The 23,253-nt window shown below is 62.3% G+C and carries 28 protein-coding genes; 11 read left to right on the forward strand and 17 right to left on the reverse strand.

Features of this window, described 5'->3' with window-relative positions:
* Positions 1–92: 92 nt before the first annotated feature.
* Complete coding sequence (locus tag ASF04_RS13045) at positions 93–653, reverse strand: recombinase family protein (protein ID WP_056142217.1); 561 nt, start codon at positions 651–653, stop codon at positions 93–95.
* 212 nt (positions 654–865) lie between these two features.
* Between ASF04_RS13045 and ASF04_RS26820 the strand changes: the two genes are divergently transcribed.
* Both ASF04_RS26820 and ASF04_RS27905 read left to right on the forward strand, forming a co-directional pair.
* Positions 866–1,510, forward strand: coding sequence for a DUF4145 domain-containing protein (locus tag ASF04_RS26820; protein ID WP_082488748.1), 645 nt, complete (start codon positions 866–868; stop codon positions 1,508–1,510).
* A gap of 354 nt (positions 1,511–1,864) precedes the next feature.
* Positions 1,865–2,179 (forward strand): hypothetical protein, encoded by a 315-nt coding sequence (locus ASF04_RS27905; protein WP_200931093.1) that lies wholly within the window; start codon positions 1,865–1,867, stop codon positions 2,177–2,179.
* Between the two features lie 76 nt (positions 2,180–2,255).
* Here the strand turns inward: ASF04_RS27905 and ASF04_RS13055 are convergent, their stop codons facing one another.
* Genes ASF04_RS13055 through ASF04_RS13085 form a run of 7 tightly spaced genes read right to left on the reverse strand, consistent with a single transcriptional unit; the run spans position 2,256 to position 5,489 of the window.
* Positions 2,256–3,431 (reverse strand): AAA family ATPase, encoded by a 1,176-nt coding sequence (locus ASF04_RS13055; protein ID WP_229205048.1) that lies wholly within the window; start codon positions 3,429–3,431, stop codon positions 2,256–2,258.
* The gene (locus ASF04_RS13060; protein WP_056142227.1) at positions 3,428–3,745 is read right to left on the reverse strand and encodes a hypothetical protein; all 318 of its coding nucleotides are present in this window, start codon (positions 3,743–3,745) and stop codon (positions 3,428–3,430) included. The genes ASF04_RS13055 and ASF04_RS13060 overlap by 4 nt, the downstream gene beginning before the upstream one ends.
* Entirely contained in the window at positions 3,742–4,281 is a 540-nt protein-coding gene (locus ASF04_RS13065) for a hypothetical protein (RefSeq protein WP_056142230.1), read from the reverse strand. Before ASF04_RS13065 ends, ASF04_RS13060 begins: the two co-directional genes overlap by 4 nt.
* Positions 4,278–4,502, reverse strand: a complete 225-nt coding sequence (locus ASF04_RS13070) for a hypothetical protein (RefSeq protein ID WP_056142234.1) — start codon at positions 4,500–4,502, stop codon at positions 4,278–4,280. The genes ASF04_RS13065 and ASF04_RS13070 overlap by 4 nt, the downstream gene beginning before the upstream one ends.
* A complete protein-coding gene (locus ASF04_RS13075; protein WP_056142238.1) occupies positions 4,499–4,927 on the reverse strand; it encodes a hypothetical protein in 429 nt (142 codons plus the stop codon). The genes ASF04_RS13070 and ASF04_RS13075 overlap by 4 nt, the downstream gene beginning before the upstream one ends.
* Positions 4,924–5,292 carry a hypothetical protein gene (locus tag ASF04_RS13080; protein ID WP_056142241.1) on the reverse strand — a complete coding sequence of 123 codons (369 nt, stop codon included), beginning with the start codon at positions 5,290–5,292 and terminating at the stop codon, positions 4,924–4,926. Before ASF04_RS13080 ends, ASF04_RS13075 begins: the two co-directional genes overlap by 4 nt.
* Positions 5,289–5,489 carry a hypothetical protein gene (locus ASF04_RS13085; protein ID WP_056142244.1) on the reverse strand — a complete coding sequence of 67 codons (201 nt, stop codon included), beginning with the start codon at positions 5,487–5,489 and terminating at the stop codon, positions 5,289–5,291. Before ASF04_RS13085 ends, ASF04_RS13080 begins: the two co-directional genes overlap by 4 nt.
* A 337-nt stretch (positions 5,490–5,826) precedes the next feature.
* Here ASF04_RS13085 and ASF04_RS27515 point away from each other — a divergent pair, with 337 nt between their 5' ends.
* Both ASF04_RS27515 and ASF04_RS13090 read left to right on the forward strand, forming a co-directional pair.
* Entirely contained in the window at positions 5,827–6,393 is a 567-nt protein-coding gene (locus tag ASF04_RS27515; protein WP_156368638.1) for a hypothetical protein, read from the forward strand.
* Positions 6,393–6,608 (forward strand): hypothetical protein, encoded by a 216-nt coding sequence (locus tag ASF04_RS13090; RefSeq protein ID WP_162241439.1) that lies wholly within the window; start codon positions 6,393–6,395, stop codon positions 6,606–6,608. The genes ASF04_RS27515 and ASF04_RS13090 overlap by 1 nt, the downstream gene beginning before the upstream one ends.
* Positions 6,609–7,638: 1,030 nt before the next feature.
* Here the strand turns inward: ASF04_RS13090 and ASF04_RS13100 are convergent.
* The 8 genes from ASF04_RS13100 to ASF04_RS13140 form a co-directional block, all read right to left on the reverse strand.
* Complete coding sequence (locus tag ASF04_RS13100) at positions 7,639–7,947, reverse strand: hypothetical protein (RefSeq protein ID WP_056142251.1); 309 nt, start codon at positions 7,945–7,947, stop codon at positions 7,639–7,641.
* Positions 7,948–8,128: 181 nt separating this feature from the next.
* Positions 8,129–8,512, reverse strand: a complete 384-nt coding sequence (locus tag ASF04_RS13105; protein ID WP_056142254.1) for a DUF2280 domain-containing protein — start codon at positions 8,510–8,512, stop codon at positions 8,129–8,131.
* A 37-nt stretch (positions 8,513–8,549) separates the two neighbouring features.
* Positions 8,550–8,852 carry a hypothetical protein gene (locus tag ASF04_RS13110; RefSeq protein ID WP_056142260.1) on the reverse strand — a complete coding sequence of 101 codons (303 nt, stop codon included), beginning with the start codon at positions 8,850–8,852 and terminating at the stop codon, positions 8,550–8,552.
* Between the two features lie 114 nt (positions 8,853–8,966).
* Complete coding sequence (locus ASF04_RS13115; RefSeq protein ID WP_056142265.1) at positions 8,967–9,587, reverse strand: DUF6651 domain-containing protein; 621 nt, start codon at positions 9,585–9,587, stop codon at positions 8,967–8,969.
* Positions 9,584–11,299, reverse strand: coding sequence for a plasmid recombination protein (locus tag ASF04_RS13120; RefSeq protein ID WP_056142270.1), 1,716 nt, complete (start codon positions 11,297–11,299; stop codon positions 9,584–9,586). The genes ASF04_RS13115 and ASF04_RS13120 overlap by 4 nt, the downstream gene beginning before the upstream one ends.
* Positions 11,300–11,408: 109 nt before the next feature.
* A complete protein-coding gene (locus ASF04_RS13125) occupies positions 11,409–11,639 on the reverse strand; it encodes a hypothetical protein (protein ID WP_200931094.1) in 231 nt (76 codons plus the stop codon).
* A 504-nt stretch (positions 11,640–12,143) separates the two neighbouring features.
* Entirely contained in the window at positions 12,144–12,815 is a 672-nt protein-coding gene (locus tag ASF04_RS13135) for a hypothetical protein (RefSeq protein WP_056142278.1), read from the reverse strand.
* A 107-nt stretch (positions 12,816–12,922) separates the two neighbouring features.
* Positions 12,923–14,230, reverse strand: a complete 1,308-nt coding sequence (locus tag ASF04_RS13140; RefSeq protein WP_056142281.1) for an integrase family protein — start codon at positions 14,228–14,230, stop codon at positions 12,923–12,925.
* A gap of 607 nt (positions 14,231–14,837) precedes the next feature.
* On the opposite strand from ASF04_RS13140, the gene ASF04_RS13145 reads away from it, so the two are divergent.
* The 6 genes from ASF04_RS13145 to ASF04_RS13165 all read left to right on the forward strand — a co-directional run bounded on the left by ASF04_RS13145 (position 14,838) and on the right by ASF04_RS13165 (position 21,211).
* Positions 14,838–15,086 carry a helix-turn-helix domain-containing protein gene (locus ASF04_RS13145; protein WP_056142284.1) on the forward strand — a complete coding sequence of 83 codons (249 nt, stop codon included), beginning with the start codon at positions 14,838–14,840 and terminating at the stop codon, positions 15,084–15,086.
* Between the two features lie 2 nt (positions 15,087–15,088).
* Entirely contained in the window at positions 15,089–16,435 is a 1,347-nt protein-coding gene (locus tag ASF04_RS13150) for a type II toxin-antitoxin system HipA family toxin (RefSeq protein ID WP_056142287.1), read from the forward strand.
* Between the two features lie 18 nt (positions 16,436–16,453).
* On the forward strand, positions 16,454–16,741 hold the full coding sequence (locus ASF04_RS27520; protein WP_156368639.1) for a hypothetical protein: 288 nt from the start codon (positions 16,454–16,456) through the stop codon (positions 16,739–16,741).
* A 119-nt stretch (positions 16,742–16,860) separates the two neighbouring features.
* A complete protein-coding gene (locus ASF04_RS13155) occupies positions 16,861–17,244 on the forward strand; it encodes a BlaI/MecI/CopY family transcriptional regulator (protein ID WP_056142291.1) in 384 nt (127 codons plus the stop codon).
* The gene (locus ASF04_RS13160) at positions 17,241–19,136 is read left to right on the forward strand and encodes a M56 family metallopeptidase (RefSeq protein ID WP_056142294.1); all 1,896 of its coding nucleotides are present in this window, start codon (positions 17,241–17,243) and stop codon (positions 19,134–19,136) included. Before ASF04_RS13155 ends, ASF04_RS13160 begins: the two co-directional genes overlap by 4 nt.
* Positions 19,136–21,211 carry a TonB-dependent receptor gene (locus ASF04_RS13165; RefSeq protein WP_056142297.1) on the forward strand — a complete coding sequence of 692 codons (2,076 nt, stop codon included), beginning with the start codon at positions 19,136–19,138 and terminating at the stop codon, positions 21,209–21,211. Before ASF04_RS13160 ends, ASF04_RS13165 begins: the two co-directional genes overlap by 1 nt.
* 102 nt (positions 21,212–21,313) lie before the next feature.
* Here the strand turns inward: ASF04_RS13165 and ASF04_RS13170 are convergent, their stop codons facing one another.
* Positions 21,314–21,955: a TetR/AcrR family transcriptional regulator gene (locus ASF04_RS13170; RefSeq protein ID WP_056142300.1), complete on the reverse strand. Its 642-nt coding sequence runs from the start codon at positions 21,953–21,955 to the stop codon at positions 21,314–21,316.
* A gap of 69 nt (positions 21,956–22,024) precedes the next feature.
* On the opposite strand from ASF04_RS13170, the gene ASF04_RS13175 reads away from it, so the two are divergent.
* Positions 22,025–23,191: an MFS transporter gene (locus tag ASF04_RS13175; RefSeq protein ID WP_056142303.1), complete on the forward strand. Its 1,167-nt coding sequence runs from the start codon at positions 22,025–22,027 to the stop codon at positions 23,189–23,191.
* The last annotated feature ends 62 nt before the right edge of the window (positions 23,192–23,253 follow it).

Here is a 23,253-nt window from a genome sequence, read left to right on the forward strand (position 1 = left end):
ATAACTGGATACGACCGCATCAGTTCAACCAGGGACTGGCGCCGGCTGTCGCCGAAGAAAAACTTAACGTAGTGTCCGGGATGGGTTGACCACTACATTACGATGCCTAAGATGTTTGCGCGAGACACGCTATAGAGCCGCGCCAGGGCGCTCACACTCTGGCCGGCAGTGTACTTAGCGATGATATCGCTGCGCTGCTCGGCGCTCGTCTTCGACGGCCGGCCCAGTGTCTTTCCTTCACTCTTGGCGCGGGCCAAGCCGGCTTGCGTGCGCTCCACCAGCAAATCACGCTCCATCTCGGCCACGGCTGCCAACATGGTCATCATCATCTTGCCCGCTGGCGAGGTCAGGTCGAGCTTGCCTAGTTGCAGCACGATGACGGCAATCTTGCGCGCGGCCAGCAGCTTGACCGTGGCACCGACATCCTGCGCGTCGCGTCCCAGTCGGTCCAGCTTCGCCACCACCAGAGTCTCGCCATTGCGAATCTGCGCCAACAGCGCGGCGAACTCCGGGCGCTCGCCGGCGCTGGTCTTGCCGCTGATGGTATCCGCATACCAGTAATCGACCTGGTGGCCGGCCGCCTCTATTTCCATCTTCTGGTTGTCGGCGGTTTGCTCTTTGGTGCTGACGCGGCCGTATGCGAAGGTTGCCATGGTGTATCTCCGGTTAAGACTGTTAGAAAACACTGTTAGAATATCGCCACCTGTTAGAAATAGCAACCCCTATCTTTCCAACATGGATATTGATTCCGTTTCTTACCTGTTGGAAATTGTTCGTTTTCTAACACTCAAACAGCGAACATACTGGACTTGGTGACCTTGAACCGATACAGTTGCCGATAAGAAAATATTAGGAGTGAATTTTGATGAGCTTGGTTGCGCCCAACCCTGAACTAAAAGCCTTTACCTGTCCGCATTGTGGAGTGCTGGCACGTCAGCACAAATGGGGACACGTACTGAGTGAGCCCCAGCAATTTGCTTATTCGGAGGGTGGAATAAATCACGCAGACCTTAAGGTAAGCCTTTGCGATAACTGCGCTGAGAATTGCATTTGGGTAAAAAATGAATATGTCTATCCGGCTCGTAGCTCAGCCCCTCCTCCAAACCCTGACATGCCTCCTGAGATTCAGGTGGACTACAAGGAGGCTGCTGCAATCTACACCAAGTCGCCGCGCGGAGCTGCTGCTCTACTACGGCTCGCCGTGCAAAAGCTGATGGTGCAATTGGGCAAACCTGGGAAGAATATCAATGATGACATTGCTGCCCTTGTGGCTGATGGTCTACCAAAGCTAGTGCAGCAGGCTCTTGATGTCGTGCGTGTTACTGGAAACAATGCTGTACATCCTGGCAAGCTTGATGCAGACGACACCCAAGTCGCGCAGCAGCTTTTTCCGCTGGTGAACTTGATAGTTGAGTATCGGATATCTATGCCCGCACGAGTGCAAGAGCTCTACGACGCGCTTCCCGCTGGGGCTTTGAATGGCATTGATAAGCGGGACGGGAAGTCGTAGCTAATCCATCACATTCCAAGGGAGCACCAAAGGGAGCATTGCTTTTTCTGCGTCCTTTACCCGGATACGCCGCCGGCCTGGGCGCGACCACCGCTCGAAGGTGTTCATTTTCGCACGAAGGTGCTCACATAATTTGATGAGCATCTTCGCAGGATTCTGAGCACCTTCGTTCTAACCTGTTGGCGTCGTGACAAAGTGAATGAATCGCCATGGTTTCCCACAGGCTATTGCCCTTGCGGTACATCTCCATTAAGCTGATTATCAAGTTCGCAACGAAAGACATTGTGTCTTCGATATCGGCTTGCTGGAAACAGCAATGGCTCGGCACGTTGAATTGCCGACAGGGGAAGTGGCATGAAAAAAATATTGATGGCGTTGGCGCTGCTAGTCAGCTATGGCGCGGTTGCGCAAGTCTCAGTGCATGGCTACACGAAAAAAGATGGGACATACGTCCAGCCACACCAGCGAACTGCGCCCGATAGTACGATTAACAACAACTACAGCACGAAGGGCAACGTCAATCCCTACAACGGCAAAGCGGGAACAGTCGAGCCTACCTCGACGCCTACACCATCCACTTGGGCGCAGCCGTCTGCCCCAACTCCGGCGCCAAAAACCTCCGGCTACGGTACCAAGCCTGCCTGCAATTCCAGCTATCAGACCTGCTAAGCCGTCGAAGAGCGCACGAAGGGAGCGAAGGGAGCGCGGAAAAAACAGTGCTCCCTTCGCTCCCTTCGCGCTCCCTTCAAGCCTCGACTCCCGATAGGCACCATATCCAGGCGCCGCCCATGCTGAGCTTTTTGGCCTCGATGCCGAGTGATTTCTTGAACCGCTTGGCCGCATCCCATGAATGCCCTGCATCGCGCACCTCGGCCTGCAATGCCTTTGTGGCCATCTTGCCGCCGGCCTCGCGCAGTGTGTCCACCAGCATGCGCTCTAGGTCCTGCCGGGCATCGCCATCCTCCCCGCTGTCGTCGTGCTCCACGTCTCCCAGGATTTCCCGCGCCGTGCCCTCGATGGCGCCGGCCCATACCGCATGCGTTGCCTCAATACCGCCGGCGATGGTCGCCAGTTCAAGCGAATAGGCTACGCCACCATCGTCAGGGGCGATGTTCGACTTGGCGCGGGCCATCACGCGCCGGTTACTGCCTTCCTCCTTCGCCGTCACCAGCACCATGCGCGCCAGGGCGCCGAAGGCCTGGGAGCCGATAACCCGGTCCTGCGGCGACTTGCCGGCGCCGCCCTTGGCGAAGTGCGTGATGCCGATGACCGCGCAGCCGTGGGCGTCGGCGAAGTCCACCACCGCCTGCAGGCTGCGGCGCACATCGTTGGCGCGGTGCATGTCGCCGGCGACCGCAGACACGATAGGGTCTATCAGCAGCAGACTGACGCCGCCTATGGCCTCGGCCGCGCGGCGAAGGTCGGGAATGTCCTGCGATGGGTCGAACGGTACGCTTTCGCCGTCCTGGGCGATGCCCTCGATGAAGTGGCAGCGCGCGAGGTCGGCGCCAGAGGCAATCAGGCGCGGCACCAGGGTATCGTCGGCCACGTCCTCGCTCGACCATATCAGCACGTTGCCGCCACCGGCGCACTCGCTGCCGTCCGGCCAGCGCCCGCCGGCGGTCACCACGGCGGCCAGCGCGAGGGCCAGCGTGGTCTTGCCGGTACCGGCGGCACCGGCCAGGATGGTCAGCTTCCCCGCCGGCACCCAGCCGGGCCACAGCCAGGTGATGGGCAGCGGCTTGATGTCGGCGCCGCACCGGATTTTTACCACCCGCTCACCGCGCTGCATGCCCCGGTCGAAGTGGCGCGGCGTCTCGCCCTTGCGCTCGAGTTCAAGGCGGGCGGCGCGCGCGGTGTCGTCTTCCTTGCCCAGCGTGAAGCCGGCCATCTGGCCATCTGTGTGCTTGTCCGCCATCATGATTCCGCCAGCTTGAGGAAGGCCGTGCGGTTGTGGTCGCCATCTACCAGCAGCAGCCTTCGCGGCCGGGCCTGATACAGCCGGTCCGACAGCGTGCGCAGCGCGCCGTACCTGGTCAGGTTACCGGGGAATATCAGCACCACGTCCAGGCCGGCCACGGCGCGGCACTCGAAAGCGGTCGGCAGGTTGGCAGGGTCGATTTCGATGGCGTTGCACTTGGGCGGCAGCATGCCCACGCCCAGCCACAGCACGCCACCCACCGGCGCCAGCCCGTATTCGGCGCGGATGCGCGCAAGCTCAGCGAGCGTCGTCATGGCTTACCTCCCAACTTATATCCGTCGATGATGCCCTGCACGATGCGCTGCAACTTATTCAGGTGGCCGTCCATATCAGCGACGCAGGCGGCCGCGTCGCGCACCACCAGGAGCAAACTCGGGTCGGGCTCGCCCACGTCCACGCAGACGTTGACCGGCTGGCGTGCTGCTGGCTGGCCAGGCGCGCGGGCGGCGGCCTCCTCTACAGCCGCGACCAGTTCCGGGCGCACCTTGGCGAACAACTCCGCAACGGTCAGGCCGCTGGGCAGTAGGCGGTCAACCTGGCAATGCACCTCCAGGCGACCACGCACCCACTCCATACTGATTCGCACCTTCAACACATCAGGCCCACGGCGCGCCATGACAATGCGGATTTCGCCCTCCCACTGCGAATCTCCCACGGCCAGGCGCTCGGCCATGATTCTGCTGCCATCCGCGACGCTCACGCCCAGCAGCAATGCGAACCCATTTTCGTTGAAGACGTCGAACAGGGTTTCGCCGGTGTTCGGGTCCAGTGCCATTTGCGGGCGGTTCATTTGGCACCTCGGTCATCGGCCACCAGCTTGATGCGGCCGGGCGGCGCCGGCGGTTGCTCAACTGGGAACATCTTGGCGACCATGTTGGCGTAGTCGATGATGTCGGCGCGCCAGTACGGCACCGTAGCGCGGTAGCGCTGCAGCAGCTTACTTTCGTCGGCGGTGAGCACCAGCGGCGCTAGCGCCAAGGCGGCGGCTTCTTCCTTGGTCGGCGTCTTCATGCGGCACCGCCTTCCGCCACCAGGGCAACAATGTTATCGGCGGCCTCGCGCATCAGCAGCACCGCGCGGGCGGTGCAGGTGGCGAAGCAGTTGATGGCGGCCACCTCCGGCGACGTGTCGCCCACCGGGTCCAGCTTGTCGAACAGGGCTTGCAGCAGGATATCAGCGTGGTCGGCCTGCGAGAGGATATCGGTTGCCTGCTGCTCGATGCGGAGCAGCTGCGCGCTGGCGCTGGCGGGCGCCGCAGCCGCTGCGATGACGGCCGCGCGCTCGTGGTGCCGCGTCATGCCCTCGTCGGCTACTCCGTCCGCCTCGAGCTTGGCGCCTACGCGCGCTTGCTGTTGGACCGTCATGGCGTTGAGCATGGTCCTGATGATGTGGTCGGCGTGGCGCAGCTCGGCCATCAGGTTGGCGTGGGCGGTCATTGAGCACCGCCTTCCGCGCCGCGTACCTCGTTGCGCAGCGCAACGTCATTGAGGTCGGAAAGCAGTTCTTCCGCGATATCGCCAAGCATCTGGAACGACTGGATTGCCAGCATTTGAAGGTAGCCGCATTGCGTGAGCGTGAGGAAGCCGCCACCTTCGACCTGCACGGCGTCGTGTTCCGATTCCATTGCAAGCTGCAGGGCGACCTGGGCGCCACGGCAGACATCGTGAGTCAGCGCGGCGAACTCCTCTTGGCGCTTGCCGCGCAATGATTTGCACAGCTGGCTGAACGGCTGGTGCTTCGGCGCGGGCGTAGCCCGTTCGGCAGCCACGTTAGGCTTGTTGGTGCTGGTCCGGTCGCTCATTTGGCACCTCGCACCAGGGCGGCCAGTTCGCCGGCCAGTTCGTCAGCGAGGCGGGTGGTGGTTTCGAGCGTGGTGCGCTGGTCCGTGACCGGTAGCAGGTGGACGGCAGAGAGCAGATTGGCGACGGCCTTGGCCTGCCAGCGCAGATGGTTGATGGTGTCGCGGGTGTTTTGTTCGGGCGTAGTGGTGCTTGGCATGGTGTTGCCTCCATTGTCGGTTATTCAACCGCACAACCCGTCGCCAAACGGGGTGAGCAGCAAGTGGCGGGGTTGGCGAACCGGTGACAACGGAAACCGGCATACCCGAGGGTATCCCCACCACCGCCGCTCATAGAGGACGTAGTGGTGCAACGGACGAAAAAAAGCCGCCTGGTGGGCGGTGGTCCGCCATTGTCAATCCGAGTCGCCAAACCCGTTCCCCTTTTTCTCGGGGCTTTTTTAGGATAGGCGCGTAGCGGTGAACCGTCAAGGCGTTTTCATCTGCAGTACTAGATTGCCTATATAGTAACGCAGTATTTACTTAAGTGGGAGGCATATGGACTGGCAGCAATTTTTAGGGCTTGGAGCGGTAGCGGCCATCGTAACCGCTGGATCAAACTTTTTTTCGGCAAAATATTTTTCTGAAAAGCAACAAAAACAATCTGCGGATTTCGATGCAATGCGATTAGCGGTCGCGCTTGACCGATTCGCATACGACTGCGCTACTCTAATCACAGATGAGCAGACCTGGCGCGATAGCAGCGGCGCTGGGGGGCGAATGTTCTATGAGCTACCTAACCTCACTGTCCCGGAAGACATTGCTTGGAAAAGTCTAAGTCTAAACCTTGCCGATAAATTCTTTGCTCTCGAGAACGACTTGCTTCGAGCGGGGCGCATCATCGGTGGTGAAATTGAGTACGCTTCTGACCCCAATGAAGGGTTGAGCGAGCCATCAGACCAAGCTGGCTTAATTGGCTATCGCGCACATGTACTGTCATGGGAACTGCGTGCAAAGTATCAACCAAACCGCAAATCAGGGAATCTTCATCCCTGGGATTACGTTAGAACACTGAAATCCAAACACGACGCAAAGGTCGAAGAATACAAACAATTGGAGGCATGATGACCGAAACAGAACTGCGAGAACATTTAGATTTCATAGATGGGGTCCAGAAAGCTCAAATGCTCGTCCTACGTCAGCTATTACGTGAAAACGCGGAATTGAAAGCCAAGGTGAGACAGTACGCCGAGCAGCTTGATGAAAATCCTCTTAGCTCCAGCCTGTCAGCGATGCAGTTAGAAGCCATGAGAACACACATGTTAGGGCTTTCCGACTAAGTAACTTTAAGGCACAGAATAGGACACCTATGTTCCCACGCGTTTTATATTTGGATGACCAGCGGTCACTGGAGTTGAACTGGTTTGGTATGGGTGCGCTTCAAATGCGGCGCAGGGACGGCGGCCTACGCCGCGCCCACCCGGTACAAAAGCAGGTGTTCCTACGAGTGGTCCAGTCCTTCGAAAATGCTGGCCAGCCTATAAGCCCCTCGAACCCAAAATGCGCTAAATTAATGGGCGATTTTGCCGAGTTGTTGGAACACCCGCCCACTAGTTTAATGTGGAAAACAATGTTCGCGGCTGACCTTGATGAGGTTGGCCGAGATTATGCGCGCGACTGAAGCCCACCGGCTACATACCGGAAAATCGCGTTTGCAAAAGTCGCGCCAGCCAAATGCCGTCCCGGCCGGTATTTGCACGTTACCGATGTTCACTCGCAAACTACCCAGCTTCCGGGTGATTTCCAGCGCCGGCGCAACGACCGTTCAACGCCTGTTCAACATCCGTTCAACGTCCGTTGAAACCGGTACGCAAAGGCCAATCGAAGGGGCTTGCAAGGGGCTTCGAAGGCTTCGCGCAAGGGTTCCGGGAAGGCTTCGGCAAAGGGTATCGAAAGGGTTCCGGTAACCGTTCGCGAACCGTTGCAGGCGTTACAGGTGCCGTTACAGGTCCGACGTACAGGACATTCCTCAAGCTGAGGAATGCGGGTATTCGATGGCGGATGCACGCCGGCGCGAGCTGTCGCGAGGACTCGCGAGCATTCCCGACCAGGCGCGCCGGCCTCTATCTCTGCATGGGCACAGAATTGTACCGAAGGCTCACGGCATTACAACATCGCCTGAAAGCGAATGATATGTGGTGGGCGATATGGGATTTCCCATACCGCCAAGCGTTGCGGGAAATCCCTCATCGGTAAGTCGATGCAGGATTTCCTGCATCGGTGAGGTGCATCCAGATTTGGATGGAAGGCGGACCTCCTGGGAATTCAGGACATCCTCAAGCTGAGGAAGTCGGCGCCGGCCAGCGCCAACTATTCGTCCCACTGCAGGCGCGGCGCTTCCGGCGGCGCCGGGCACTCTACACGCGGCATTAGGATACGCGGGTCGTCCGGCGCCAGCACATCGCTGTAGTCGCCATCGTAGAACACCAGCATGTCACCCGGCCGGCGGTCGCTATCGGGCCGCCATATCAGGTGCCCGTTTCGCCCAGCCACGTTATGGCCGGCCCAGCGCCTGAGCAGCGCCGCGCGCGCCGCCCATTCCGCGTGCCATTGTTCCATCGGACCGAACAAGGGCGCGTCGCTGAAAAATTCATTGGTGGTGGTTGGGATGGCGATCATGGTGCAGCAATCGTATCATGCGGACGCGCACCAATCTGCGTACTTACCCGGGCAGGAATTGTTCTGCAAGGGGGGCAGAAACAGGCCATTACAACCGCAGTTCCCCCTATGGCAGCCGCATTTCATGGGGCTTGCGGACATAGCGCCACTGGTGCGTACTATTCGCGCGCGCGATGCGCACTTACTCGGGCCGGGTGTCGTTCGTACGCACGCTACCCACCTCCCGAGCCGCCTGCTCGATGATGCGGAGCGCCAGCGGCAGGTTGCCGGCTGCTTCGGCCTGGGCGGCTGCCCGGTCTAGTACGCGGAGCCGGTAGGCCTGACAGGCGATGGGGATGTCGTCCAGCTCGGCCAGTAGCCTGGCCCGCGTCTCGTAGAACATGGTCCGCCATTGCTTGCCCAGCCGGGCGCCGGCGCGCCGTTCAGGGTGCCACGCCTCGATGCGCTGCCGCGTCAGGGCCAGGCCGAATTGCGCCTTTACGGCTGTTGCCACCTGCTCGGGGGTGTCAAAGCACGCCAGGGCAGCAACGATATAGGCGCTTACATGTCCAGGGAGTGCGGCCACGGGTCATTTCCGTCAAGGTGGGTCAAACAAAACGCGCTTACACGGCCGCCAGCAGGCTCACGGCGCCGTCCAGGTCGATAACGTCGGCTACGTCCAGGCGGCCACGCTGGCGGGCCCAGGCCTTGGCCAGTTCGCGCAGGGCGGCCAGCTCGCGGCGCTTGAGCTCGGTCACCTGGCGGCCGGCCTCGCTCTGCTGCACGGACCGCTGCAAGCACCATCTATCGTCCCCGCCGGCCTTGAGCTGGGCGTCGAGCCGGCGCTTTTCTCGCCCCACGGCGAGGCGGCGCGCGTGGGCGGTGTGCCAAAGCAGCGCGGCGTTTATCAATTCTCGGTCGTTCATGTTCATCTCCGTTTACCCAGCAGTGCCGCAAATCGCGCCGTGGTGACGCGAACGGCGCTGCCTTGGTGGGTGGGGTCTGCCCCTTCAGGAAAACGCCTCAGCGGGCCGATTTGCTTAATCCGATACCGTGCCGCCGGATTTGATGAATGTAGCGCGGGCAAGATGCGGGGTTTGGTCGAACTGGGCCCGGGTCATGACGGCCTTGGCGCCGGTGGTCGATGTGGGCACCTTCGCTGGCGCCGGCGTGCTGCTTTCACCAATCCGGCCGCCCTCGCTCATGAACTTGGCGCGGCTGGCCGGCGGCAGCGCGTCGAACTGCACGCGGGTGATGGTGCTGCCGGAAGGCTGCTGGCCGGGAGCAGCACCGGCGCCAGGCGCGCCGCCCTCGCGCTGAATCATGCCCTTTTTCTCGTACCGGTCCACCAAGTGCGCGAATGCCTCGTTGAAGTCGGCCGCCTCGCCGTGGCGCTTGGGCGAATAGATCTGGATGCCAAGGTTGTCCACCGCGACCAGTTTGCCGCCCTCGATGCGGAACGAGTCGCCGAAGAACGAGGCAGCCACGTCGGCCGGTAGCTTCAAGCCGGCCATCACCGGCGAAGCCTCGAAGTGCGCGCCCAGCGCCAGCTTCCAGGCGGCCGGGGCGTCGAACGCCTCTTCACGGCCATTGCTGTGCACGTAGACTGGTTTGCCATCCTTGACGACGGCCGAGCCGTCTTTGTTCAGTTTCAGTTTCATGATGTTGCCTTTCTGGTTTCGTGTACCCGGTACCGCCGGGCCGGTTGTTGGTGGTGGTGCTGCTGGGCGCCGCACGGCGGGCCGGTGGCGGGCACGAATTCACCGCGGTCACTGCACCAGCTCGCGGCCAGGTGGTCACCGTCGCGCTGCCGCTTGAATTCCCGGCCCACCATCGGCGGTTGGGATGGCCAGGCGCTGCGAAGACTTCCGCCACTGGCGGGTGTCGGCGTCGGCAGGCCCGGGCCCCCCGTTTCGGTGTTCTCGGGAGTTCCCGGTTGCGCGGAAACATGGGCGGGCTGGCCAGATTGCTCGCCCTCAGCGTTGAGGAGCGAGATGTGAGCAGGTTTGCGCGCATCAGCACCGGCAGGGGTGGGCCCAAACTTGGGCGCACCTACAGGGATGACTCCACGAATGGATGCATCTTTGCGCGCAAGAATTTCGTCCGCATTCGGCGCGCCGGCGCCGGCCTGGTGCTGGGCGCCGGCAGGGGTGTCAGGAATCTTTCCAGTACCTGCCTGCGCCAAACTGACGGTCTGGAACGATGCGCACGGCAACTGGGGCGCGCTGCTCGGTGGCTGGCGCGACGGCGCGGTGCGTTCCTTGGGGCGTAGGAGCGCGCCAGGGCCGGCGGCTGGCGCTGCCAGGGTGTCGAACGATGCGACGCCCACGGCGGCCTGCTGATGGGCGGCAACGGCGCAGGGCTCGCGCTGCTCGGCTTGGCCAACGTCATCCGTCACGCCGGCTTCCTGGTCGGCGGCGCTGGCCGTGGTCGGCTGCTGCGGCTGCTCTTGGGCTGGATTTGGGGAGGGGGAAGGAGCAAAGTCTATACAGAGCATAGACGTTGTCGAATTCTTGCTATCCTGATTGCCTAAATTTTGTGCAATGTCTATATGCTTCGTATTCGGTGCAGCGCGGTGGGTGCGCTCGGGCTTGCAGGGCGCCGTCATGATGGCCGCGAAGCTCTTGGCCTTCGGCTTGATGGTCGGCATGGTCTGCCCCATGAGTGCCAGCAGCGTCTCCGCCTGGCTGCCGAGGGCGGCGATAAGTGCGACGCGCATGCCGGGTTCACTCAGGAGTTCAGGGCGGGCGCGCAGCGCATCCAGCACCGTACGACCAGCTGCGTCCCTGCTCGGCTTGCTGAGGCGTTTCGCGCGCGGCTGGTGGGTCAGGCCGAATCGCTGCGCCACCTGCTGCTGGAAGTCGGCCAGCATGGCGCGAATCTTGGCCGGGCCGCCGGCGAGCGCACCGCCCTGCATGCGGCCGGCGACCAGCGGGAGCAGCAGGACGTGAAGGTGCGGCGCGGCTTCGTCCAGGTGGACGGCAGCGCTCAGGATGGGAACATTGAAATAAGCATCAGCCCAGGTTACGGCGGCAGCGAAATATTCGGGGTGCTTGATGGTGGTATCGGCCGGCAAGCTCACGACCAGCTCCAGCGCCATGCATGCGTCGCGGCGGAGCGCGGTCACGCCGGCATTGTCCAGCAGCGCCAACGCCAAGCCGGCCACATCGTCGGCGGTCGCCGGGCCGCGCAGCTGGTAGTTCAGATGCATGCGCGCGGGATTGATGCCGCTGGCCGCACTGGCGCCCAGCTCGGCCTGTATCTCGCGCAGGTTATGCATGGCCGCTATCCGGACGATGTTCTTGGGGGACGTCACGCCGCGCACGGTCCGAGTGTTCAGGCTTTTGAGCCGCAGGTACAGCGAATCGGTCATGCACATCCTCGGCATGCCGCGCAGACAACTGCCACCAACACCAGCAGGCCGGGCGGCGGCGGTGGAAGCGGGCGCAGCAAGGCGGCGCGCAGGTAGTGGGCGGCCGAAATCATTTGTCGGCCTTGCGGTCACGCAGGCGTAACCAGGTGTTGATGGCGCGGCGGTCCGCATCATCGAGCGCATAGACGCCGAACCGGACCGGGTTTCCGTCACGGTCAATACCAGGCGTGCGATGGCAGGTGGCGCGCAGCCCACGGCGGCGCAGTTCCGCCACCAGGTCCGGGCCGTTGCTGGCGCCGGCGATATAGTCGATTTCCTCGCGCTTGCGTGGGCGAGTCATCAGCGAGTGCAGCACGCGCAGGTGGCGCGGGTTGTCAGTGCCCGAAAAATGGGCAGATGCTGTAGAATCGCTGGCAGGTTCAGTAGTTGGGAAGAGGTCCGGTTCTGCTTGGCGGCGGTCGGGCCCTCTTCGTTTTTGGGGCTTGCGCGGTGGCTCCATTACGCCTCCGCACTCAGTGCGCGCGCGACGCCATCCAGGGGCCACATCAACATCTTGCCGCGCTTGATGGGCCGCACGCCGTAGCACTCACCGGTCAAGCAGTGGTTTTTCAGGACCGTTTGCGTTGCGCGGCACATCGCCCGTGCAAACCCCGCAGTGGTGATATGGTCTCGGCCATGGGCAACGATTGCCAAGGCTGGCGGGAGAGAAACTGTCTGCATGTGATGCACTCCTATTTGTCCCGTTTTCACGGTATGAGTGCATCATTTCCAATGTATTGATATTCTCCGATAGAGGCGCGTCACGGCACGTCGGCACGCGTCGGCACGCGTTATCGCACGTCGTCTATTTGCTGCGTTCTCGCCTCATCCGTTCACGCAGGCTACGCTTCTTAAAATTCAAAACGGCCTCGCCGTCCTGATACTTTATCGTATCCTCATCTGCTCCAATCAAACATCCGAACTTGACCTCGGAGAGCTTAACCAACTCAGCCCAAACGCTAGTTGCGTCATCGGAGTCGACCGCTTTCGCCTTCGCGACTTTTATTTCTGCGGCGAGAGGTGCAGCAGCCAAAGACGCAACTCTGTGTTGCCTACCGGGTTGTGTCACCGTTGTTACGCCCGCCACCACATCCCTTTCAGGAACAAAAACCATATCCAGCTCGACGGTTTGCGGCTTATCCAAGTGCCAATAGTGCCATGCAAACGGGCCTTCGTCCTCGGTGCTCGCGTGCCACATCTTGACTTCGACAGAGCCACGCAACGCCAGTTCCACACAATAGGGAGCGTACAAGGCGACGAAAATTGTTCCGCTAGGTGAGCGCTTTGCGTGCAGCGGCGCATGGTGAGAAGGTATGGCGACGAGGGTCGCCTCATGCGCCGCCAGGGCAACGTATAGCAGCCGTTGGCGGTTGGCTGCTTCTTTCAGCAACGCTTTGACAGTCGTGCGCATTATGTTCGCGGCTTGGTCAATTTCGACCATTTCAAGAAAATCTAACTCGACCTGGTTCTGTTGCATGTGCGCTCCCTCGGGCGCCTTCAAAAATAGGTGCTGCAGCCGGTCGGTGAAGGTGCCGATTGTCGCCCCGTCGGGCTAGGCTGCAGCGTAAATCGTGCCTGATGCGGTCAGGCTGCTGGGACCAGGCGTAATACTGCTGGCGCTGGTTGAAACTCGATGCCCGATTGCTCCAGCATCCACTCCTCTATTTTAACGTGCCACTTCCGCAGCAGGTCTAGCGGCCGGCGGATGTAGTTCTGTTCGCGCACGCCCTGGGGCGCGTGGCCTTGAATCTGCGCGGCAATGCCGGCCGGCGTCTCGGTCCACTCGCTCAGAGTTGCGAAACTGCGGCGCAGGCCGTGCAAGGTCAGGTGCGGCAGGCCGGCGGCAGCCACCGCCTCGTTATGGGCAATGCGTGGCTCGGCCAGCTTGCCCGACTCGGCGCTCGGGCTGCTGAATACCCACTCATTCCGACGCGGGAGCGCGGCCAGCAGGTGCGCGACGTAGGGCGTCAGCGGCACCATGCGGAAGTCCTCCACCTTGTCGCCCAGCTTCATGCTGCCCCACTGGAAATCGACGTCGGCCCAGCGCAGTCCGGCAACCTCCTCGCGGCGGGCCCCAATCATCAGCAGCGTTTGCAAGTACGCAGCGATGACAGGATTGCCTATCTTTCGGACCTCGCGGAACCACGCCGACAACTGCTCGCGTTGCAGCAGGTCATGCTTCACCTTTGGCTTGCCGAGTATTTCGCGTGCCTTGGCGCTTTTGGCCGCGTTTCTGGTAACGATGGCCGAATAGTCCGGGTGGGCCGAACACCAGTTCAAAAAGGCTTTCAGTAGACGCATGGCCAGGCGCGCACTGGACGGCCGCGTCTGCGCTTCGACCTTCGCCCACGCCTCAATGCGCGCATCGGTCAAATCGACAAGGCGCTCGGCGGCGAGGATGGAGAGCGGTCCCGGCTTCGTTGGCTTGGGGCTACGCTTGCGCCCTTCTCCGCCGGCCTGAATGATTTTTCGATGCGCCGAAATCTGATGCTCACCCCAGTGCGGCGTGCGCTCCGCGACGTAGACGGGCCACACGGCGCCAAGGGTAACGGATTCCCGCAAGGCGGCTGCCGCTGTCTCGGCCTTTACCGCCGCCTGCGCAGCGTGCTGCTCAGCGCGCACCTGGCGCGGGTCGATATCCTGGTCGGTCTGCGCCTTGTAGCGTGTGGCCTCTGCCTGTGCCTTCCCTACTGTCCACGTCCGGACATCGCCGATTGTGATGCGGATGGTTTTACCCTCAAGGCGAGTTTCGAAGATATAAGACCGCGCGCCGGCGGCGGTAACGCGCAGTCCCAAGCCCGGGGTTTTCGCGTCCCACATGATGCTCTGCTGCTTGCCGGCCTCGCATTTAAATGCGGCCACCCGTTCAGCCGTGAAATTGACCTTCGCCACCTGTCTGCTCTCCCTCGTGTAGGCGCCATGTAGGCACTGTGTAGGCAGATTCTAGCAAACTAAGGGAAAGTATCGGCAGGTTTAGAGAGTGCCAGAACGGCAAAAATCGACCATTTCCCCTATGAGGGAGGATATTTTCGACCAAAAAGGGAAACTATAGAAAACTAAAATCCCAGCGATTTGTAATCATCAGGTGGCCAGTTCGAAACCGGCAGTCGGCACCAGGAATTAGCAGTAAAAATAAAGGGTTACAGGCTTTGGCTTGTGACCCTTTTTTCTGCGCCGTGCTTTTCATAGCAATCGGCACGCGACTAACCGTGCTAGCTTCCAGCGCCCAGCATCAGAAAAATGCCAGCCACGTTACGCGGGCTGCCGAGAACTTCCTTAACTCCCAGAACCGACAAACTCCCCCACCACCACAAATTCTTGTATGGACCAAACTTGCCTGCCTCTCTGAACGCTATCCTGATGTGTTAACCCCGCATGCGCTAACAACTTGGCCATCATCGAATGCCTACAGCCGAAGCCATTTTATCCGTTACTCAGCTATATTGACTTTATCTGAAAACCAGCTAAAGTGAATTTATCTGAGTAACGGATATTCGACATGTCATCTGCCCATCTTCTGCTCACCGCTGCACAGCTCGGCCAGCTGCTCGTATCGGCACGCAAAGGGCGCAAGCTCACCCAGGCTGCGGTAGCGACTCGCATCGGTTTGAGCCAGAATCGCATTTCTTACCTTGAGAGCCATGCCGACGAAATCAGCATCAAGCAGCTGCTCAGTTGGTGCTCGGCGCTCGAGCTGGAGCTGCACCTGGGAGAGCGCGACACTGCCAGCAGCTCGGCGGAGTGGTAGCGATGGGTCGCCGCTCGCACAGCCAAACACTACACCTGTGGGCCAACGGCGATTACGTCGGCCGGTGGACGGTCAACGCCAACGGGAGCTCCGAACTGGAGTACGACGCCGGCTGGCGCGGCGCCAAGGTTGGCCGCCCGATCTCCCTGTCGTTACCGTTCAATATGCGCAATGAGCCGCTAAAGGGCGCGAATGTCTCCAACTACTTCGAGGGCCTGCTACCGGATAGCGGCATCATTCGCAAACGTATCGCGACCCGGTTCAAGACCGGCTCGCTCAAGCCTTTCGACCTGTTAGCCGCAGTCGGCCGGGATTGTGCCGGGGCTTTGCAGTTGCTGCCTGAAGGCGGAAAACCCCACGGACTTGGGCAAGTCGATGGCGTCGCCGTCGACGAGGAAGCCATCGAGCGGCACCTGCTCGAAGTGGTGAATCTGGAGCGCCACGGTGCACCGGAAGACTCCGACGACGACTTCCGGATTTCACTGGCCGGCGCGCAAGAGAAAGACGCATTCCTCTGGTGGGATGGCAAATGGCTCAAGCCGCGCGGCGCCACGCCGACTACGCACATCTTCAAGCTCCCCATCGGCATGGCCGGCGGAAAGCGGGCAGACTTCTCCACCTCGGTCGATAATGAATGGCTGTGCCTGCGCCTGTTCAAGGAATACGGGCTGCCTGCGGCGAATGCGGAAATTGCCACGTTCGGCACGCAACGGGTGCTGGTGGTCGAACGATTCGACCGCAAGCGTTCGTCCGACGGGAGTCAGCTGTTCCGGCTCGTCCAAGAGGATTTTTGCCAGGCGACGGGAACATCCCCGCTGTTGAAATACGAAAATGACGGTGGGCCGGGGTTAAAACAGATGTTTACGCTTCTGCAGCAATCGCGGGAGAGTGCCGCCGACATGCACACGCTCATGGCATCGCAACTGCTGTTCTGGATGCTGCGCGCGCCAGACGGCCACGCCAAAAATTTCAGTATCCAGCTACTTGCCGGGGCGGGCAGGTTCAAATTGACGCCGATGTATGATGTGATGTCGGGGTATCCCGTTATCGGTCCCGGTCCAAACCAGTGGGCAGAGCGCAACCTCAAAATGGCGATGGCACTCTTGGGCAGCAATCGCCATTATCTGGCGCACACCATCCAGCGGCGGCACTTCAACAGCACTGCAAAAGAGGTCGGCTACGGCGCAAACGCAGAGCCGCTGCTGCAGGATTTCATTGCCCGCACGCCCGCAATTGTAGAGAAGGTCCGCAGCGACCTTCCTGTGGGTTTTTCCGAAAAGGTTGCAGACAAAATTTTGGGCGGCCTGCTTGCCGCTGCGCGTGCACTTGAAAAGATGCCGCCAGCCTGAGTCGATGCATCGGTCCAATTGACGCAGGGCGCAGCGTCCACTCCCATCAAGGTTGATTCCGTCACTTCGTCGGTACCGTCCTATTCGATGCAAATCACCGGGTCCGGCGTAGTGCGCTCAACCCTCAATGGACAGGCGCAATGGTGTATCGATTTCGGCGGCGGCTCGCGCACCTGCGTACGCGATGAAGGGGTGCAGCTGGCGGCGACAGCGCGTGGTGGCCTCTACCTGAAAGGGAATCAACTTTTTTCGCTTGATACGAGCGGCTCGACGTTTGTGGTCGGTGGCATCTACACAAAAAAATAGCGCAATGTATTCCAGCAGATCAGTGCTGGTTCACGCCTCACTCTCAAAAAATCACGCAACGCTTGACGCGATGTGACATCTGTCGCATCATTGCCATACCCGTCACAAGAAAGCTTGCCATGTCCATCCCGTCCATCACCGAACTGACCCTGCTCAAAGCCCTGTGGCGCCATCAGCCCCTGAGCGCACGCGAACTACATGAGCATGTCGAGGAAGAATTGGGCTGGTCGTACTCGTCCACCCGCAAAACGCTCGAACGCATGCTGGAAAAGCGCATGGTCACGCAGCAAATGAGCCATGGCGTGCAGGTCTATGAAGCGGCGCTGGAAAAGGTCGATACGCTGGCCGCGTTCACCCGCGACTTCGGCAAGCGCGTGATGGAAATCGATACGCCGTTGCCGGTGATGATGTTCACCGGCAGCAAGCTGGTGGACGAGCAGGAACTCGATCAGCTCGAACAACTGCTGCAACACTGGCCCGATGATGCGGACGGCGCACCATGATGCCGATCGATCTCGATATCGTCCTGGCGCGCCTGCTGCTGGCCGCCGCCGGCTCATTGGCGGCCGGCGGCGCGGTGTGGGCGGTGGCCGTGTTGTGCCGGCGCACCCTGCCGGCGCTGGCGCAACAGCGCTCGCTGTGGCTGTGCGGGCAGGTGGCGGTGGCTGCGGTGTTTCTGGCAATGCTGTGGCCGCCCGCCGAAAGCTTGCGCGTGATGCCGATCATCGAGATCGTCGAACCAGCGGCGGCGCCGATGACTGCCGCGCCGGCACCTGCCGAAACCCACGCGACAGCGGCCGCTGCGTCCGCGCCAGGCCTGGGGCTGACGTCCCGCGCTACCGGCAGGCCGCTGTCGGCCTGGGTGCGCGATGCCGGGCGCGCGTGGCTGGTGTTGTATCTGCTGGGACTGGTACACGCGCTGTGGCGCTGGCAGCGCGCCCAGCGTTTGCTCGATGCGCTGGCTGCCAGTGGTCGTGCGCTGGCGGCGTCGGAACATGCCGGCTTTGGGCAGCACACAACGGCGCAGGTGTCGCCACTGGCCGTGGTCGAAGTGGATGTGCCGATGTCGCCGATGCTGCTGGGCTTGTTCCGGCCGCGCCTGTTGCTGCCGCGCCATTTACGGGGTTTCGATACGCTTCAGCAGCAGTTGATCGTCGAGCACGAATTGACGCACTGGCGCCGCCGCGACCTGCACTGGAGCGCGGCAGCGCTCCTGCTGCAAAGCCTGTTCTGGTTCAATCCCTTCATGCGGCTGCTGGGCGCGCGCCTGGGCTGGGCGCAGGAATTCGGCTGCGACCGCGATGTGCTGCGCGGCCGTCCGCCAGCCGAACGCAAGGCATATGCGGCGGCGCTGGTGGCGCAACTCAAGCTCCAGTGCCGCCCGGCCGGCATGGCGCTGGCGTTTGGCGCCAGCGATGCCAATGGTGGCCACGCCCCCACGCTGGCCGCCCGCATCGGCCTGATCCGTACGCCAGCCACGGCGCGTGGCGCCTGGTCGCGCTGGGTCGCGCTGGGCAGCCTGGCGGCGGTGGCCATCGCCAACTTCGCACTGCAACCGGCGCTGGCCTGGCAGGCGGCCGAGCCCGCCATCGAACCGGTGCGCTTGCTGGCGCGCCACAGCCCGGATATCGCCACCGCGCCGGCCGTCACGACGGCGCCGGCAACGCTCGACTGCACCATGATGGTCGATGCCGCCAGCGGTGCGGCGCTGGTGCGCGAGGGTACCTGCGACGCCAGCGTCACGCCCGCTTCGACGTTCAAGATCGCCATCAGCCTGATGGGCTTTGACAGCGGCGTGCTGCGCGACGACCATGCACCGTACCTGCCGTACAAGGCCAGCTATGCGTCGCCCAATCCGTCCTGGCGTCATGGCACCGATCCGGCCGGCTGGCTGCGTGAATCGATCGTCTGGTACTCGCAGCAAGTGACCAAGCGCCTTGGTCCGGCCAGCGTGCGCGGCTATGTGCAAGCCTTCGACTACGGCAATCGCAACCTGGCCAGCGTGGCCGGCGTGGACGATGCCATCGCGGTCTCCGAACTGTCCCCCACGTTGCGCATTACCCCGCTACAGCAGACCGAGTTCCTGCGCAAGGTGGTCAACCGCGAACTGGCGGTGTCGCAGCAGGCGTATGACGTGACCGCGCGCCTGCTCAAGGTCGACGCGGCGCCGAACGGCTGGGAAGTCCACGGCAAGACCGGCACCGCACCCGTGCGGCTGGCGAACGGCCGCGCGGACCGGGACAACAATATCGGCTGGTTTGTCGGCTGGACCGTCAAGGACGGTCGCAAGCTCGTGTTCGCCCGGCTGATGCAGCATCCGGTCACATCGGAGAGCTATGCCGGACTGAAGACGCGCGAAGCATTCCTGGGCGAACTGGCGCAACGCTCGCTCTGATGAACCCCTCAGTGCTGGCGTGGCTGGGCGTGGCAGCGCTGCCGCTGTTCGCCTCTGCGCAGGATGATGGCACGCCGAGCGTGACCATCACCGCCAGCAAGGACGCCGTCGTGCGCAAGGTGGACAAGACCGTGGTGGACGTCTCCACCATGGCCAGGGCGCAGAACGGCACGGCGCAGGACGTGTTGCAATCGACACCGGAATTGTCGGTCGCTGCCGACGGCACGATCTCGGTCAGGGGCAATGCCAATGTGACGGTGCTGGTCGATGGCAAGCCCAGCGCGATGCTGGCCGGCGACGAGCGCGCCGTGGCGCTGCAAACCATGAGCGGCGCCAACATCGCCAGCGTGGAGGTGATCACCAATCCGTCGGCCGCCTACCACGCCAATGGCGGCGCCATCGTCAATCTCGTCCTGAAACGCCAGCGCCAGCCTGGTGCGCACGCGCAGTGGCGCGCCAGCACGGCCGACCAGGGGCTGTGGAATGCCGGCGCCTCGGGCGATGTCACCACCGGCAAACTCAGCCTGAACGGCAGCGTGGCTTACCGACATGACGGCACGCAAAAGTTCCGCCAGTCCACCGTTGACTGGAACAACCCGCAAGACGGCGCAACCGGGCAGACCAAGCAGACCAAGCAGACATCGTCGGTGTTCGTGCGCCGCATCGTGCACAGCGCCGGCCTGGGCATAACCTACGCGCCCAGCGCTAGCGACAGCCTGAGCCTGTCCGCGCACCACAACCAGCGCCGTTCGCGGCCGTGGTTCGATGTGCTCAACGAGAACACCACGCCTACCGGGCAGACGATTTTTCACCGCCTCTCCGCCGGTCCCAACCAGCAGGCCGACCACGACGCCAGCGTCGCCTATACCCGCCAGGGAACAGGCTCGGTGCTCAAGGCAGTGCTGGCGCGCAGCACCACGCGCAGCCTGGTCGATAAATCGTACAGCGATGTGTACCTGGAACCGCTGGGCGCCAGCCGCGACAGTCGCGGCGCCACCAGGGCGGTGCGCCGGCTCGACCAGGCCACGCTGGACTGGACCCGCGCCTCGGCACTTGGCCAGTGGGGCATGGGCATCGATGTGCAGGACGAAGTCAACGACCTCGCCAATTATCAAGCCGTGGTCGATCGCGCGGCAGGCACCGAAATGCCCGACCCCGCCACCACCAACGGCTACGCGGTAGCGACCACGCTCACGGCCGCCTATCTCACCGACAAGATCAGGCGCGGCCGGTGGGAAGTGCTGCTCGGTGGCCGTCTTGAGCGCATGGCGCTGCGCATCACGCCCGCGCTAGGTGTACCACAGACCGGACGCTGGCAAGCGTTCAATCCCAGCCTGCACGGCATCTACGCGTTGAGCGAGAGGATCGACCTCACGCTCGGCTACCGCCGCAGCTTGCAACGGCCCGATCCGCGCGACCTCAATCCGTTTTCCACGTACATCGATGCGCACAACCTCAGCCGCGGCAATCCGGGACTGCGGCCGCAACGGCTTACCTCGTGGGACCTGGGCGCCAATCTCCAGGCGGGCCGCGTCAGCGCCAGCATGAGCGCGTTCTACCGTATCAGCCGCGACACCGTCATCGACGCCCGCAGTTTCAGCGCCAACAACGTGCTGGTCACGTCGCGCCAAAACGGCGGCCGGGCCCGTTCCACCGGCGTGAGCGGCTCGCTCGACTGGACACCATCCCCCGCGTGGCGCCTGGGACTGGACGGCGGCGCCTATGCCGTGCTGCTCGAGTCGCCCGATTTGTACGACCACGTCCGTCAGCATGACGTGGCCGGCTACCTGAAACTGCGCGCCGGCTACCACGTGGGACAAGACGACCTCTCGCTCGACGCCCAGTGGCAGTCGGCAGGCATCACGCCGCTGGGGGGTTATGGCGCCACCAGCAGCGTCAACGCGACCTGGAAGCGCGAACTGACCGGCACGCTGAGCCTGACCGTCAATGCCAACGATATGTTCGACGGCAGCCGGCGCCGCTATCGCACCGATGCGAGCACCTTGCGCCAGCGCGGCGCCGATCATTTCGTGGCGCGGCGGTGGTATGTGGGGTTGGTGAAAAAGTTCGGCTAGCGAGGAAGAAGCATGGCGGGCCATGCGATGACGAGCAACGCCGGCCCCGCTGCCGAGGCGCGCAAGCAGCGCCTCATTCCCTACCGGGATAGGTTCTAAGCGTCACCCCGCCCGCAAGTACGCCACAAAACTGCGTGCCAATTCCCGCGCCAGCACCTTGTCCGGTTCCGCCAGCACACTATGCCAAAGCGACGTCGGCTCCAGCGTCACCGCCTCGATCGAGGTGAACGCATGCAGCAGCGCAAAGCGCAGCGCCCGTTCGGGTTGGGCGTGGCGGATCTGCTCGCGGTGCGGCAGCATGCATTCCACCACCAACTCCAGGTTGCCGGCCAGGATGGCGCGTGCCCTGCTCACGAATTCCTGGTCGGTATCGGCATCGATGAAGCGCGCCAGCGCCCGCACCAGAACCGGATGCTGGCGGTACTGGCTGAACATCAAATCCATCAAGGCATCGGCGCTTGCTTCCAGCGTGGCGGCGTGCAAGGCAGCTGCCAGCGCCTGGCGGTTGGTGGTCTGGGTTTGCTCCAGAACATGCAACAGGGCGGCACGGATCAGCGCGTCTTTGTTGGCGAAGCGGCGGTAGACGCTGGCTGGAGCCACCCCGGCCAGCGTCGCAATGCGCGGGATCACTGCACCGTCCAGGCCATGTTCATCAAGGGCCTGGATGGTGGCGTTCAACAGGCGCTCCAGCGTAGCCCTGCTGCGTTGCTGCTGGGGTGCGGCAATGATTTTAGTGTCGGTCATAAATCGATCATAGACAAATGCGGATAAATATGCGAATGTAAACTCACATTCACTTTTATAAGGGTCGCCATGAATCGCTTGCCTTCGGCATTTCGCCGGGTGTGGATAGGCTCCACACTGGGTCAACTGGGCGATGTCGGCTTCATGCTGGCGCTGCCCTGGCTGGTGTTGCAGATGACCGGTTCCAGCCTGGCGCTGGGCTCGGTGATGATGGCGCTGGCGATTCCCCGCGCGCTGCTGATGCTGGTGGGCGGCGCGGTGAGTGATCGCTACGCGGCACGGCGCATCCTCGCCATTGCGTGTACCGTTCAGGCAATGTGCGCGGTGGCGATTGCCGCTCTGCTCCATGTGGCTGCCATGGACCTCTCGCTGCTGTACGGTCTGGCTTTCTGTTTCGGCGTGGCCGATGCATTCTCCGAACCGGCACTGCGAGTAGTGGTGCCCGAACTGGTGGCGGCCGAGCAGTTGCCACGCGCCAACGCCCTGTTGCAGGCAAGCGGCCAGCTGTGTTTGTTGGCCGGCTCGGCCGTCGGTGGCGTGGCGATCGCACAATGGGGCGTTCTGCCCGTGTTCGTCTTCCACGCAGCCAGTTATGGCGGCCTGATCGCAATACTGTTGTGCCTGCCCACGCCCGCGCGGGCCGCCGCGCCGGCAGGAGAGGATGGTCTTTGGGCGGCGATTGCCAACGGTTTACGCCACGTCTGGCATGCCCGGGCGCTGCGGTCCTTGTTGACCAGCTTTGCGGGCATCAATTTCTGCATGGCGGGCGCTACCCAGATCGGCCTGGTGGTGCTGGCCAATGCACACTATGGTTCGGCAGGCCTTGGAGTACTGATGACCTGTGTCGCCGCAGGCTCTTTGACAGGCATGATAACGGCTGGCAAGTGGCAACCGGCCGCCGGGACACATGCAGGAGTGGCCGGCGCCAGCATCGCGCTCGCGGTGTTGCTGGCCGGGCTGGCACTGCCGATGCCGCTGTGGTGGGTGTGCCTGATTGCGGCCCTGCTGGGTGCAGTGGCCGGGTTCGTCAATGTCGTTGTCATCAGCTGGTTGCAGGGACAGGTTCGCGGCGACATGCTGGGCCGCGTGATGAGCGTACTGGGCCTGGCTTCGGCCGGCATTGTGCCGCTGTCGCTGGTAGCTGCGGGCCTGGTGGCCCGTCATGGTACCGACGTGCTGTTCATGAGCGCGAGCGGTTTGCTGATATTAATGTTGGTGGCATTTCGGCGCGGGTAGAAATGTATGACTCTGCTTTACCCGATGGCGCAACCATTTTGCCAAGGAGGCAACCTCCTTAA

This window comes from Duganella sp. Leaf61 (assembly GCF_001421905.1).
Classification (GTDB): Bacteria; Pseudomonadota; Gammaproteobacteria; order Burkholderiales; family Burkholderiaceae_D; genus Rugamonas; species Rugamonas zoogloeoides.